This window comes from Hymenobacter elongatus (assembly GCF_004745955.1).
Classification (GTDB): domain Bacteria; phylum Bacteroidota; class Bacteroidia; order Cytophagales; family Hymenobacteraceae; genus Hymenobacter; species Hymenobacter elongatus.
The window spans coordinates 20218-34110 of record NZ_SRLD01000008.1 but is presented as its reverse complement, the minus strand read 5'-3'; the positions used below and the strand labels follow the sequence as shown (position 1 = coordinate 34110).

General features: G+C 60.3%; 14 protein-coding genes and 1 riboswitch. Of the genes, 6 read left to right on the top strand and 8 right to left on the bottom strand.

Annotation, left to right across the window (positions count from 1 at the left end; translation table 11 throughout):
- The first annotated feature begins 427 nt into the window (after nucleotides 1–427).
- Nucleotides 428–862, top strand: a complete 435-nt coding sequence (locus tag E5J99_RS05755) for a hypothetical protein (protein WP_135496773.1) — start codon at nucleotides 428–430, stop codon at nucleotides 860–862.
- Nucleotides 863–870: 8 nt separating this feature from the next.
- Here the strand turns inward: E5J99_RS05755 and E5J99_RS05750 are convergent, their stop codons facing one another.
- The 7 genes from E5J99_RS05750 to sdaAB form a co-directional block, all read right to left on the bottom strand.
- Nucleotides 871–1299 carry an EamA family transporter gene (locus E5J99_RS05750; RefSeq protein WP_135496772.1) on the bottom strand — a complete coding sequence of 143 codons (429 nt, stop codon included), beginning with the start codon at nucleotides 1297–1299 and terminating at the stop codon, nucleotides 871–873.
- A gap of 1 nt (nucleotide 1300) precedes the next feature.
- The gene (locus E5J99_RS05745) at nucleotides 1301–1696 is read right to left on the bottom strand and encodes a DUF4259 domain-containing protein (protein ID WP_135496771.1); all 396 of its coding nucleotides are present in this window, start codon (nucleotides 1694–1696) and stop codon (nucleotides 1301–1303) included.
- Nucleotides 1697–1827: 131 nt separating this feature from the next.
- Nucleotides 1828–2265: a hypothetical protein gene (locus E5J99_RS05740; protein WP_135496770.1), complete on the bottom strand. Its 438-nt coding sequence runs from the start codon at nucleotides 2263–2265 to the stop codon at nucleotides 1828–1830.
- A gap of 84 nt (nucleotides 2266–2349) precedes the next feature.
- Nucleotides 2350–3339 (bottom strand): NAD(P)H-dependent glycerol-3-phosphate dehydrogenase, encoded by a 990-nt coding sequence (locus E5J99_RS05735; protein WP_245318730.1) that lies wholly within the window; start codon nucleotides 3337–3339, stop codon nucleotides 2350–2352.
- A gap of 129 nt (nucleotides 3340–3468) precedes the next feature.
- On the bottom strand, nucleotides 3469–4875 hold the full coding sequence (locus tag E5J99_RS05730; protein ID WP_135496769.1) for an efflux RND transporter periplasmic adaptor subunit: 1407 nt from the start codon (nucleotides 4873–4875) through the stop codon (nucleotides 3469–3471).
- Nucleotides 4876–5003: 128 nt separating this feature from the next.
- Entirely contained in the window at nucleotides 5004–6545 is a 1542-nt protein-coding gene (locus E5J99_RS05725; protein ID WP_135496768.1) for a TolC family protein, read from the bottom strand.
- 40 nt (nucleotides 6546–6585) lie between these two features.
- Nucleotides 6586–7266, bottom strand: a complete 681-nt coding sequence (gene sdaAB, locus E5J99_RS05720; protein ID WP_135496767.1) for an L-serine ammonia-lyase, iron-sulfur-dependent subunit beta — start codon at nucleotides 7264–7266, stop codon at nucleotides 6586–6588.
- A gap of 205 nt (nucleotides 7267–7471) precedes the next feature.
- Between sdaAB and E5J99_RS05715 the strand changes: the two genes are divergently transcribed.
- The 4 genes from E5J99_RS05715 (at nucleotide 7472) to E5J99_RS05700 (ending at nucleotide 11637) form a co-directional block, all read left to right on the top strand.
- Nucleotides 7472–8449 (top strand): tryptophan 2,3-dioxygenase family protein, encoded by a 978-nt coding sequence (locus E5J99_RS05715; RefSeq protein ID WP_135496766.1) that lies wholly within the window; start codon nucleotides 7472–7474, stop codon nucleotides 8447–8449.
- 95 nt (nucleotides 8450–8544) lie between these two features.
- Complete coding sequence (locus tag E5J99_RS05710; RefSeq protein WP_135496765.1) at nucleotides 8545–9534, top strand: tetratricopeptide repeat protein; 990 nt, start codon at nucleotides 8545–8547, stop codon at nucleotides 9532–9534.
- Nucleotides 9535–9704: 170 nt separating this feature from the next.
- Nucleotides 9705–10640 (top strand): tetratricopeptide repeat protein, encoded by a 936-nt coding sequence (locus tag E5J99_RS05705; RefSeq protein WP_167852009.1) that lies wholly within the window; start codon nucleotides 9705–9707, stop codon nucleotides 10638–10640.
- A 259-nt stretch (nucleotides 10641–10899) separates the two neighbouring features.
- Nucleotides 10900–11637: a M23 family metallopeptidase gene (locus E5J99_RS05700; protein ID WP_135496763.1), complete on the top strand. Its 738-nt coding sequence runs from the start codon at nucleotides 10900–10902 to the stop codon at nucleotides 11635–11637.
- Nucleotides 11638–11643: 6 nt separating this feature from the next.
- Here the strand turns inward: E5J99_RS05700 and E5J99_RS05695 are convergent, their stop codons facing one another.
- Nucleotides 11644–12969 carry an MFS transporter gene (locus tag E5J99_RS05695; protein WP_135496762.1) on the bottom strand — a complete coding sequence of 442 codons (1326 nt, stop codon included), beginning with the start codon at nucleotides 12967–12969 and terminating at the stop codon, nucleotides 11644–11646.
- Between the two features lie 126 nt (nucleotides 12970–13095).
- Nucleotides 13096–13293: riboswitch (cobalamin riboswitch) on the top strand.
- Between the two features lie 169 nt (nucleotides 13294–13462).
- On the opposite strand from E5J99_RS05695, the gene E5J99_RS05690 reads away from it, so the two are divergent.
- Nucleotides 13463–13855 carry an acyl-CoA thioesterase gene (locus E5J99_RS05690; protein WP_135496761.1) on the top strand — a complete coding sequence of 131 codons (393 nt, stop codon included), beginning with the start codon at nucleotides 13463–13465 and terminating at the stop codon, nucleotides 13853–13855.
- The last annotated feature ends 38 nt before the right edge of the window (nucleotides 13856–13893 follow it).

Here is a 13893-nt window from a genome sequence, read left to right as displayed (position 1 = left end):
ACCTGCGCTGAACTGCACCTGTTTCGCCAACCCAAGGCAGGGTGCCGAAGAAGACCCTTGGCAAGTGAACAGCACTACTACTGGGCACAACAAAATTTTCAGAAGCTACTCCTATTCCAAGCGGCTTGAAAGCACTTGCGCGCACACTGATTCGTTGTGCCCGTATGGGCCGGCCACATAGCTTTTTCCTTGCGCCGACTCGCAAAAAATATTTTTAAGTCACTCACAAACAAAAACTTGCTTTCGGATAAGCGCGGCTTTAAACACCCGCTGACACTCACCGTTTGCTGCGTACCGACGTGTGCCACAACAATCGCGCTAATAATTATCCGGCCATTGGAACGAATCAGGAAAGCTCGACCTTTGTACGGGCACCTACCTAGCCGAAGTTTTCAGCGAGGGGGTTGGACCAGCATCTGCGGTGAATATGAAAAAATTGTTACAGTTTAAAAAAGTCCGAAAGCTAGACCGGCTTAACCAAAAGATTCAAACCGAGCTTGAAAAGCAGCTTTTGCTGGTTGGCACGCTGTCCACTTCCTGCCAGCAAATAACCCAGGCGCAACTACAGGAATGCTTGCCGCTGCTGCTGAACTATGCGCCCCGTAGCGTACGAGGCTGGCAAGACAACGAGCACCACGGGGCCGCCCTTAGCCTCACGTTCGGCAGTGGCTACGAGTTGGTGCTCACCATCTTCTGCCCGCCCAACGATACCGTGCCTTGGTATCCCGATACCAAGATTTTCGTGTACAAGGGCGACCTGCTTAGAACCTACGTAGCCTGTCATCATATCCAGCTGGGGGCCGCTTTGCGCCGCAGCCTGCAAGCATTGCGGCAGCCGCAGCACGCGGTAGTATTGGCGTAAGCCACCAGTTAGTGGCCGCGCGCCAGCAGTGCGATGCCCACCACGATGCTGACCAGCCCCAGCGCCTGGGGCCACGACAGTGCCTCGCGCAGCACCACCAGCCCCAGCACAGCTGTCAGCAGCACCGAGCCGCCTACAATGACGGGCGTCCCCACCGATGAGGGCACCCCCCGGCTGAATACCACAAACGTCAGAATTTCGGCGGCGCCCACGCCCAGCCCGGCCAGTGTGGCCAGCAGCAGGCCTTTGGTAGTAATGGGCAGCGGCTGGCCCTGGAGCTTCAGTTTCAGCAGCCACACCGCGCCCAGGGCCGCCGCTACCAGCTGTAACACTACTGCGCCTACCGCCGCCGGAATATGGTCGGCGGCGAGCTTAATGAAAAAGTTGTAGAAAGCCAGGCACAGCGCCGTGAGCAGAGCAAGCAGAAGCCAAGGCACGCTATTTCAACCGTTCGAGCAAGTCGTGCTGCAGCTGCTGCCAGTTGGCGTAGTCGTCCTTGCCGGCCCACAGCTCCTGCAGCTCCGACTTTCTGACCACGGCTTCTACGGCGGCGGTGGCCAGCTCGCGCAGGTCTTCGCTCTCGGCCGCGTCGAGCTTCACAATTACCGGAATCAGGTCAGCGGGAAAGTCTTTGGCGGGCTTGCCCAGAATGGCGGCCACGATTTCGGCGGCGGCCAGGGCCTCACTGGCTTCAGCAGCTTCCAAAGCGCCTTCTTCCTCGGCGGCGGTAGCCAAGGCTTCGTAGAGCATGGCCTCGCTGTGGTCGTCGCGAAAATCTCCGGCGAAGTCGGCCGCCGCGTCGTTATCGAAGTTGTAATAGCCCCAGGTGCCCATAGGTGTCAGTTTTTAGAAGTAGCTAACGTAAATGAGCTACAAAATGGTTGGCTGTACTCGTATTGTCGGTAGCTCCACCAAGAGGGGAAGTTACCAGAGCCTCTGCGTTCATTCTTATCCGGGGGCCCCAACTACTCCATGGGATTAGTCAGGGAATCCTCCCGCATTTGTGCTGACGAGCCAGATTCTAAGATCTCGTCAGGCCCACCTGTTTCCTTTTCCAACAGATATTCCTCCAGGACTTCGCTCTGTTGCTGCGGCTCCTTCCACTGGGTTGCCATGCCCGTCAGATGGATAGCGCACGGCACCAACAGCAGCGGCACTACAATCTTGAGCCTACTTGCCGCCTTTTCCTGGTTGGGCCTAAAAACCAGTGAAAGAAGCCCGGACAGCCAGCATACCAGGGCAACTACCGATGCAATACCAGCTCCCCACAACAGGCCCGTATAGGTATAATGTTCCTGTGTGGTAGGCCCTACCGATGCAGGAATTGCCTGCGGCAGTGCAGAAAGCGGTGGATAAATGGTCCAGCCAATAGCCTGGTCATACGTCCACGGCGGCTTAGGCACTACATAATGGCACCCTAGTATGACAGCCACCGATACTATTGCTGAACCGTTTGCCAGCAGCAGCAAATTCTTCCCCCACTGCATCTACCTGAACTTCTCCTTCAGAATCTCCAGCTCTACGGCCGGCGAAATCTTCTCGTAAAGAATATGATACGCGGCCGAAGTGATGGGCATGTGCACATTCAGCTTCTTGTTGAGTTCGTGAATGCTCTTGACGGCGTAGTAGCCTTCGGCCACCATGTTCATCTCCATCTGCGCCGACTTCACCGAGTAGCCGCGCCCGATCATGCTGCCGAAAGTGCGGTTGCGCGAAAACTGCGAGTAGGCCGTTACCAGCAAGTCGCCCAGGTAGGCCGAGGCCGACAGGTCGCGGGGCTGCGGGTTCATGGCGTGCACGAAGCGCCGCATCTCCTGCACCGCATTACTCACCAGCACCGCCTGAAAATTGTCGCCGTAGCCCAGGCCGTGGGCAATGCCGCAGGTCAGGGCAATGATATTTTTCATGACGGCGAAGTACTCAATGCCGTCGAGGTCCTCCATGGCATGGGCCTTCACGAAGCGGTTGCGTAGCAGCAGGCTGAAGTCGTCGGCCAGCGTCAGGCTGGGCGAGCCGATGGTGAGGTAGCTCTGCTTTTCCAGGGCCACTTCCTCGGCGTGGCACGGTCCGGCCACCACGCCTATCTGCTCGCGCGGCAGCCGAAACCGCTCGGCTACGTAGTCGGTCACCAGCACGTTTTTGCCCGGCACCATGCCTTTGATGGCCGAAATAACGCGCTTGTGTTTCAGCGCGTCGCGGTCCAGCTTTTCCAGCGTGCTTTGCACGAAAGCCGCCGGCACAGCCAGCACCAGCCAGTCGGCCTCCCGCACCACATCGTCGAGGTCGGTGGCGGGAAACACGCGGTTCAGGTCGAAGGCCACCGACGAGAGGTAGCGCCGGTTGTGGCGGGTACGGAGCAGGTGCTGCACGTCGTCTTTGTTGCGCATCCACCAGTCGACGCGGGCACCGTTTTCTGATAGTATTTTGGTTAGCGCGGTAGCCCAGGAGCCGCCGCCAAGCATGGCTATTTTATCCACCAGGGAAAGGAAATAGTGAGGTCAGGGAGCCGAGTTTAGGCAAAAAAAACGAGAGGCCAGAAGCGCTTACCGCCCCTGGCCTCCCAACTAGCCGAAAATGCGCCTGTTAGCTCAGGCAGCGTTATGGGCTTACTTGTCTGCTTCCGGCTCTTCCTCCAGGGCGGCCTTGTTGATGGTTTTGGCATCTTTCACGACTACCAGTCCCCCATCCTTCAGCGTTTTGGCCACGGCCCGGAACGGGCCATTCACGACCTCATCCCCGGCCTGCAGCCCGCTCTTGATTTCGATATTGGAGAAGTCGCTGATACCGGTTTTCACGGGCGTCAGCACCGCCTTGCCGTTGCGCACCACGAACACGACCTCCTGAATCTCGGTTTTAGGTCCGGCCTTATCGGTGGCTTCGGCCGGGGCCGAGCTGCCACGCCGCTCCACCATGCCCTTTCCGCCCGTGCTGGCTTCCGTGGTGGCGCTGTCGGAGCGGGTGGTTACAGAGGCCAGCGGCACGCTCATCACGTTGCTTTTCCGGTCGGTGATGACGTCCACGGAGGCCGTCATGCCGGGACGGAAAGGCACGATGGAGCGGCCTTTCACGGTGCGCACCAAATGACGGTACGATTCGGGCAGCAGACGAATGCGCACCTCGAACTCCGTTACGGCCTCGGCCGTGAGAGCGTCTTTGGCCGTGTTGGCAATGCTGGTCACCAGGCCCCGGAACTTCTCATCCTTGCTGGCGTAGCTGTCCACTTCCACTTCCACCGAGTCGCCGAGGTCCACGTTGATGATGTCGTTTTCATTCACGCTCACCCGTACCTCCATCGAGTTGAGGTTGGCGATACGCATGATTTCGGTGCCGGCCATTTGGGTGGTACCCACTACCCGCTCGCCCTTCTTCACGTTGAGCTTGCTCACCGTGCCGCTTACGGGCGCGTAAATCGTGGTTTTGTTCAGGTTTTTGCGCGCTTCTTCCAGGCTGGCCTGGGCGCTGGCCACGTTGCTCTGCGCGGCCTTGATGCTCTGGCGGGCGCTGTTGATTTCCTCCTGCGACGCTTCATAGGCGGCTTTGCTGGCTTCAAAATCGGCCTGCGAAATCACCTTTTGCTTGTAGAGCGAGGCCGTCCGGCGGTAGGTCAGCTCGGTTTGGCGGGCATTGGCCATCAGCTGCTGCAGGCGGGCCTGGGTCTGGCCCACGTTGGCCCGCTGGGTGCCCACCGTCGCCGACTGCATGTTCACCATCGCCTGGTAGTTATCGGGCCGGATGCGGAGCAGCAGCTGGCCTTTTTTCACGGAGTCGCCCTCGGCGACATACAGCTCCGTTATTTCGCCGGATACGTCGGGCGAGATTTTCACTTCGGTTTCGGGCTGAATCTTTCCCGAGGCACTCACTTTCTCCACAATGGTCGTGGGCGCGGCCTTAGCCGTCATTACCTCCGTGCCGGCGGGCTGGCCCACCCAGCCTTGTTTTTTGGCTACCACAAAGCCGGCCACCATCAGGATGACGACTGCCAATAAAATGTACAGTAAGCGGTTGTTTTTCATGTTCGATAGAAAGGCGGATCGACGGTAGGGTTGGGGCGAAACGGTGGAAAGTTGGGGCAAAAAAAGCAGGAAGCCAGTAGCGCGAAGCAAATATTCGCGCTACTGGCTTTCGCTCCACAGGTCAGGCGTTACAAACTGAGGCCACGACCTTCATAAAAGTCCAGCACTTTGCGCCGGAAGATAAACTCGTATTTGGCCTGAATCATGCTCGATTCGGCCCCGTAGAGGTTGTTTTTGGCGATGTTGAAATCCGTGCCATTCAGCAGGCCGTTGTTGAAGCGGATTTCCGCGTTGCGGTAGGCTGTGGTCAGGGCTTCGGTCTGGCGCTTGGCGGCCGAGTAGCGGCGCTGGGCGGCAATGGCATCGGCGTAGGCCTGCTGAATGCTCTGGCGCAGCTGCAAGCGCGTCTGTTCGGCGCGCAATTCGTTCTGCTTCACCCCGATTTCGGAGCGCTGCACGTTGGTGCGCACCTGAAAGCCGTTGAGAATCGGAACGTTCAGCGTGAACTGCAGCTGCTTGCCGTAGTTGTTTTTCACCTGGTTGAAGAATCCTTCGGGCAGGCTTTTGAAGCCGGGCTGCAGCGCAACGGCGAAGGTATTCGGCACCAGCGTGCGCTGCTTGGTCACCGGATCAATCAGGAACAGGGGAAACTGCCCGGCTTCCTCCAGCTCGCCGGTAAACACTGGCGTGGTGCGCGACGAGGAATAGCCCGAGAACAGGCCGCCCCCAAACGTGAAGCGCGGATAGTAGGCACCCCGCGCTATTTCTACGGTGCGCAGCGAGCTTTGCACCCGCAGCTCGGCGGCTTTCACCTCCGGCATAATACCCTGAGCCGTCTGGTAAGTGCCGTCGGGGTCGGCCGTGAGCAGCACCACATCATCCGGGTCGGGCAGGGCGGGCACCTCAATTTCGAAGCCGGTGGCCGAGCTCAGGTTCAGCAGCTGGGCCAGCTGCAGCTTGTAGAAAGCCACCTGATTCTGGGCCGTAATAACGTTCAGCTCGTCGGAGGCCAGCTGGGCCTGACTGTCGAGCACGTTGCTTTCGGCCACGCTGCCGGCTTTCAGCAGCTTCTGGGCTCGGCCCACCTGCTGCTGGCTGGTATTCACGCGCGTATCGTTGGCCCGCACGATTTCCTGGGCCAGCACCAGCTGCAGGTACGACGAGGCTACGTTCAGGGCAATGTCGTTGCGCGACTTCTCAATGTCGCTCAGGCCAGCCTGGTAATCGAGCTGGTTGCGCTTGATGGTGTTGCGCAGCTGGAAGCCCGAAAACAGCGTGACCTGGGAATTAAGCGAGAAGTTGTTGGTCCGGATGGTCTGGTCCTGAAACTGGAACGTGAGCGGATCGACGCTGGTACCGTAGTTCCAGTTTTGGGTGGCGCTGGCGTTGGCCGAGGGCAGCAGCGCCGCCCGGCTCTGACGCAGCACCAGATTGGTGTTTTCGGTGGTGAGCTGCTGCTGCCGGATGGTCAGGTTATTCTGCAGCGCCACATCAATGGCCCGCTGCAGCGTGTAGGGGCCGCTGGGGGCGGCCGCTGGCAGCGTGCCGGCCGGGGGCTGGGCGGGCGGCGCGGTCTGGGCCACAGCCGGCAGCGCGGCGGCGCTCAGCAGCACGGCCCCGATGCCCGACGTGGCCAACTGGTGCAAAAACTGGGTACGAAGTGTTTTCATGGCTTCAGCGGGTAGCTTGGAATTTCGGGAGCAAATGTAATTATTCAATATTGGGAATATAGATCACCCGGTGCACCCAGCTGAGCTGGCGCAGGTAGGCCAGCGTAATATCCTTGATGCCCGAGTCGATTTCGATAAACTGCCGGGCCGCGTCGTTCTTGCCTTTGCGCGAAACGAACATGGTGGCAATGTTGCAGTCGTCGTGGGCAATGACGGAAGCAATGAAGGCAATGGAGCCCGTGCGGTCGTCGGCGTCCACGATGAGCGTGTGCAGGGAAGCCGAGAAGTCGGACGGAAACCCGTCGACTTCCACGATGCGGATAACGCCGCCGCCCCGGCTCTGCCCGATTACCTCCACGCCGTGGCCCGTGCGCTCGTCGCGTAGCTGCAACCGGATGGTGTTGGGGTGCATCGTTGAGGCGTTGCCGACGCTTTGAAACGTGTATTCCAGGCCCGCCGCGGCGGCGTGGTCGAAGGCTTCGCGGATGCGCTTGTCGTCGGTGGCCATGCCCAGCAGCCCGGCCACGATGGCGCGGTCGGAGCCGTGCCCCTCGTAGGTGCGGGCAAAGGAGTTGTAGAACGTGATGGTAGCATGCGTGGGCAAGGAGCCCAGAATGCGGATGGCGGCGCTGGCAATACGCACCACGCCCGCCGTGTGGGAGCTGCTGGGCCCAATCATCACGGGACCTATCATATCAAAAATACTGCTCTTTTCGGCCATAAGTGGGCTAAAAGTAGGGGTTTCCGGCCGGATACCAACCAGCCGGATTTGCAGCTGGCGTACCGGCCGGTCAACTCGTAGCCCGGTAGATGCCGGCCGACCGCCGGGGGTTGCCTGCACTTGGCGTATTCGGTGGCTTTTTTGTTCCTTGTGCGGCCGTTGCCACCCACACGGCCTCCCTCACCCGCCCCAAACCACCCTTTCCATGTCTTCCACCCAAGACGAATTTTCGCCGGCCGTACTGGCACAGCTGCGCCTGTTGCAGCAGAAATACGCGCCAGACGGCCAGGATTTGGCCGCCTACCTCGAAGGCCTGTATTACGCCGACTACGTCAATTACTGGGACTACATCGAGCTCGATACGCTGCTCTCGCTTCAGCGCCCGCTCACCCAGATTCCCGACGAGCGGATTTTCATCATGTACCACCAGATTACGGAGCTCTACTTCAAGCTCTGCCTCTGCGAATACGAGCAGATCGGGCAGCTGCGCGAGCCCACGGTGGGCGAGCTGGTGCTGCGCCTGGGCCGCATCAACCGCTACTTCGAGAATCTGATTGACTCGTTCGACGTGATGGTCGACGGCATGGACAAGAACCAGTTTCTGCAGTTTCGCATGGCCCTGATGCCCGCCTCGGGCTTCCAGAGCGTGCAGTACCGCATGATTGAAATTGCCTCGACCTCACTCGACAACCTGCTCAATAAGGAGAAGCGGCGCCTGCTGGGCGAAGCCGCCGCCCACGACGAGCTGATGGGCTGCATCTACTGGAAAGCCGGGGCCACCATCCAAGAAACCGGCGCCAAAGCCCTCACCCTGATTCAGTTCGAGAAGAAATACACCCAGCAGCTCAGCCAGCACGCCACCCACTACCAGGACCGCAACGTGTGGACCGTGGTGCAGCGCCTGCCCGAAGCTGACCGCCAGCACCCGCGCCTGTTGCGCCAGCTCAAGCTGCTCGATTCCAACGTGAACATCAACTGGCCCCTGATGCACTTTAAGTCGGCGGTGCGGTATCTGGAGCGCGACCCTACGGCCCTGGCCGCTACGGGCGGCACCAACTGGAAGCAGTACCTGCCTCCCAAGTTCCAGAAACGCATTTTCTACCCCCAGCTCTGGACCGCGCAGGAGTTAGAGGACTGGGGTAAAAATTGGGTGGAAAGCATCTTAGAAGAAGCCCGCAGCTAGCGAAGCTGTTTAGAAAGTCGCCAACCGTAATCAGCATGACGTTCTTTTGACTTTCCAAACAGCTTCTATTTCTCGCTGAATCAATACTATACACTATGCTAAAAATATATAGTATTCTGGTCTTGGGACTGTTTAGCTGCTCAACGGCCGGGGCGCAGACCCGGAGTGGCACGGCACCCCGCTACGCGCAAAGTGATGCGCTGCGTGCGCCGAATTACATTAATGAGCGGCCCCGCTACGGCGGGCTTCTCAAGTCTCCGCAGCAGTTGGAGGCCGACAAGCAGTTCGTGGCGGAAGCGGTGCAACGCTATGGCAATCCTCAGGCCGCCGCCCGCGCCCACGTTACTTTTGGCTGGCACTATCTGGCTACCGGCCACCCTCCTACGGCCATCAAGTGCTTCAACCAGGCATGGCTGCTGGATTCGACGGCGGCTGGCGTCTACTACGGCTTCAGCGCCTACCTGCGCCAGGCGAGCCGGCCGGCCGAAGCCACCCAGTACGAACAGATGGCCCGGCGGCACGATACCGGCCACGTGGCGCTGCTGGAGTACTACGCCAGCCTGGCCTACGGGCAGTCGTTGCGCCGCGACTACGCCGGGGCCATTGCTACCAACGAGCAGATACTGGCCCTGGATGCCAATAACACGTTTGCCAACGGCCGAATGGGCTTTTGGTATATGCAGCAGCAGGACACAGCCCGCGCCAGCCATTACCTCAGCCGGGCCGTGGCCCTGAACCCGCAGGATTCAGTGTCCTACCTGAACCGGGGCTGGGTGCGCTACGGGCAGAAATGCTACTCGCAGGCCGTGGCCGACTTCACGCAGGCCATCAGCATCAACGCGCACTACATCAGCGCCTACGCCAATCGGGCGCTGGTCTACTCTGATACCGGAAATCACGGGGCAGCCATAGCCGACTGGCAAACGTGCCTGGGACTGGTACCGTCCCACGACAAGCCCCAGTTCTACGACCTTATAGCACAGGCTCGGCTAAAGACCAACGACCCGGTCGGCGCCTGTGAAGCGTGGCGCCGACCGGGTCGTTGGTCGCAACGCCCGCCGCAGAAAAGGAAATTCGCCGTCTGATGAAAAGTAACTGCCGGTAGAACCAGCCGCTGGGCTTCAATCAGCCCGACGGAATAATCCCAGACGGGAAAACCGGCGCAACTAGTATCCTGCTACGGGCACGAACGTAGTAGGCGGGTACTTCTCCCCTTCCAGTCGCGCTTCCTATGAGAAAGGCACTACTCGTTCTGATGCTTTTTTGCCTTGCCACTCCCCGGCTCACCCACGCCCAGAACAGAGACGCGGTCGAAAAGCCGCGCTACGCCGGTCGGCCCCATACGGCGGCGCAGCGCCAAGCCGACCAGGAGTTCGTGGCCCAGGCTCTGAAGAAATATAAAACCCGCGCCGCCGCTTCCGAAACGTACGTCGATGCGGGCTGGGGGGCCTTTTACCAGGAGAAATTCGGGCAGGCGCTGCAGGCTTACAACCAGGCGTGGCTGCTCGACTCGGCCAGTGCCAACGTGTATTACGGCTTTAGCGCCTACCTGAGCCGGCGCGGCACGCCGGCCGAGGCCGAGCGGTATTTTGAGCTGGGTCAGCAGCATGACCCCAAAAACCGGGGTGCGCTGACGTACTATACCCGCCTGGCCGACTTGCAGGAAAAACTGGGCGAACACGCCGGCGTACTGGCCTCCTACCAGCAGGTGCTCAAGCTCGACCCCAATAATGCAGCGGCCTACCGGACACTGGGCTCGACCTACCTGGCCCTGCAGGATAGTGCCAAAGCCCGGCAACACCTGAAAAAGGCCCTGACGCTGAATGCCACGGATTCGGTGGTGTATCTGGGTCTGGGGCAGTTGGCCTACGCCCGCCAGGACTATGGCCGGGCCGTGGCCGCCTACAGCCAGGCCCTGCGCGTCAATGCGCGCTACCTGGACGCCTATGCCGCGCGCGGCCTGGCCTACGAGCAGCAGGGCAGCCTGAAAGAAGCCGTGGCCGACTACAGCAAATGCCTGGAAATGGCCGATTTTCTCGACAAAGGCCAGTTTCACCGCATGATCGGCATTGCCCAGATCAAGCTGGAAGACCCCGGCGCCTGCGAGTCGTTGAAGCAGGCCCTGCGCTGGGGCGACGCGGCCGTGGGCGAGAAAGAACTGAAGCGCATCATCAAGGAGCACTGCCGCTGAGGTAGTCGAAGTCAGGACAAGGTATACTCGTGCCCTGCGGCGGTCTGAGGTTTCCGCCCGAAGCGAATGGCCTGCTGCACCGCGGTTCGGGCGCGGTTGCCGCGGACCCGGCGACTTGTGAAAATGGCTAGGTTGGTGCCCGGCAATGCTGTTTCTTCGGGCCAACTACTATAGCTACCCGATGAGATGATTCTACTGGATTACCGGCCTGCTGCTGTTGCTGAACCCTTTTTCCGGCAAAGCCTAGCAGCAGCAGCTGATGGTGGTTGATAGGGTAAGCTACCGCGACGGCCGCGTAGCTAGTACAGCGCACAACACAGGATTTGTCCCCGCTACCGCCTTTCTCAACGCCACGCTGGTAAAGATGGTGAGCGACGTTAGCTTACCGGCCAAAATCGTGGTTTTTCCGACCAAAAAGCCCCGCGTGTTGGCCCACCTCACGCCTACCGGCCCCGGCTTTTCCTTTCAGTATACCTTCGATGACCAGATGGGTATCTGCAATGGCCGGCTACCCGACACCACGTTTGTGTACCGCCTGCCTTTTGCGCCTTCCCAGCCCAGCACCATACTCTACCCCGCTACGCACAAGAGGCCGAAAAGCGGGCAGATGCCAATCAGGTTTGCCCTGCCCGGAAGCCCGCCCGCACGGGCCGCACGGGCGGGTATGGTAGCCAACATCAAGCAGGACTCGAATAAAGGCAGCCGGCGAGTCAACTACAAGGATTCTAACTGGATAGTAATTTTCCACGAGGATGGCACGTATGCCTGGTACAACCACCTGCGCCAAAATGGAGCGGCTGTGCAGATAGGTCAGTATGTTGGGGCGGGCCAGCGGCTGGGCTATTCCGGGCGCACGAGCAAGTCATGGGAACCGCTGCGTGGCTTCTGCGTGGCTTACCCCAGTGAGCCAAAGGCCCTGGAGCATTCCGTGCTGTCTCAAACCGACTCTCTGCAAACCGGCTACCTCACAACCGGGCAGATACTACCGGCGAAATAGACTGGCTCACCCGTCCATCCGGCTAATCTTCTGGGTGTCGGGCATACGCCAGTAGACCAGCAGAGAAATAGCCGCGCACAGCGTGACATACCAATAGTACCACGACTCGACATCCAACTGCTTGGCTTGCAAAGCAATGTATTCGGCCGTGCCGCCGAATAGAGCTACCGTGAGGGCATAGGGCAGCCCCACGCCCAGGGCCCGGATGGCCGTAGGAAACAGCTCGGCCTTCACCACGGCATTAATCGAGGTGTAGCCGCTCATGATAAGCATAGCCACGGCCAGCAAGCCCAGCGCCGTCCACTCATTGTCGGCGCGGCCCAGCAGCGTGAGCAGCGGCACGGTGCTCAGCGTGGCTCCGATGCCGAAAAACAGTAGCACCGGCCGCCGCCCTACCCTATCTGACACCGCCCCGAACAGCGGCTGCAGCACCAGCGCAAAGGCCAGCATCAGGAAGGAAACCAGCGAGGCCTGAGCTTTGCTGAAGCCGGCCGTGTTGACCAGAAACTTCTGGGCGTAGGTCGTGAAGGTGTAGAAAACGATGGTGCCACCCAGCGTGAGGCCCACCACGGTCAGGATTTCGCGCGGGTAGCGCAACAGCAGGCGCAGCTTGCCGGGGGCAGCAGAAGCAGTAGTAAGGTCGGTAGCGGCCTGCTGTTCCTGCCGCACAAACGAGTCCGTTTCCTCCATGTGGCGGCGCAGATACAAGGCTACCAGCGCGGCCCCCGCGCCCAGCCCGAACGGCACGCGCCAGCCCCAGGCGTACATTTCCGGCTCGCTCAGTACCCGCTGCAGCCCCAGCTGCACCGACAGGGCCAGCAGCTGCCCGGCCAGCAGCGTCACGTACTGAAAGCTGGAAAAGAAGCCCCGGTTTTTCTGGTCGGCCATTTCGCTGAGGTAGGTGGCCGAGGTGCCATACTCGCCGCCCACGCTCAGGCCCTGCAGCAGGCGGGCCAGCACCAGCAGCACCGGGGCGGCCACCCCAATCTGGTCGTAGCCGGGCGTGAGGGCAATCAGCAGCGAGCCGCCGCACATCAGTAGCACCGAGGCGACCAGGGCCGCCTTGCGGCCCTGGCGGTCGGCGTAGATACCCATCAGCCACCCACCCAGGGGCCGCATCAGAAAGCCCACGGCAAACACGGCCGCCGAGTTGAGGAGCTGGGCCGTCAGGTCGCCTTTAGGAAAGAAAGCCGGGGCGAAATACAGAGAGAAGGCCGAGTACACGTACCAGTCGTACCACTCCACCAGGTTGCCGATGGAGCCGCTGACGATGGACCGGATGCGGGAAGCCATGCTGCGGGCGGGCGGCGCGGCAGAAAGTTGGGAGGACATAGACAGCACCAGGATGAACGAGCGGCTAGTAGCTGCGCCACCGATACAGTGCGCCCTGCTACTAGCCGCCAAGGTAGCGGCCCACGCCGAAACTCCTACCTTTGGCGCAGTTGTTCTTGGTTTGATTTCGGTCAGACGGCACAAGGTTTCCGGGTAATACCGGGATTAATAGGGAACCGGGTGCGAATCCCGGACAGACGCGCTACTGTAAGTACCGAGTTGGTTTTCACCACGCTACAGCCCATTCTTCCGGCCCGAAACCGGAGGGAGAAGGGCGGTGAAACTGGTATAAGTCAGGAGACCTGCCTTGCGCCGATTGGATAAGGTTGCCTTCGCGCTATGAGGCTCTTGTCGGGTACGAGTGGGGTGTTTGTTGGCGCGGGCGCGTTTGGGCGTCGGCGCTGGGCAGCCGCGTTTCCTCCCGACGGTTGGGGTAGTGCGTGGGAGCCGGAAATCAGCAACGGATGTTTCTTTCCTCCTTTTCCTCCCTTCCATGCTTGCTCTCGACGAGAAGATTGCCCGCGCCGAAACCCGTATTTTCAAAGCGGTATTCCCCAACACCACCAACCACTACGACACGCTCTTTGGCGGCACTACGCTGCACATGATGGACGAGGTAGCCTTCATCACGGCCACCCGCTTCAGCCGCCTCAAGATGGTAACCGTATCGTCCGACAAAGTCGATTTCACCCACCCCATTCCCGGTGGCACGCTCGTCGAGCTGATCGGCAACGTGGTGCGCGTGGGCAACACCAGCCTGCAGGTGCGCGTCGATTTGTTCGTGGAACAGATGTATTCTGAGGAGCGCACCAAGGCCGTCACGGGCCTGTTTACGTTCGTCGCCATCGATGCCCAGAAGCGTCCCGTGCGGATTATGACCGAGTAAGGGCGGTCTTCTACCCTTTCCGTCTGTCATCCTGAATG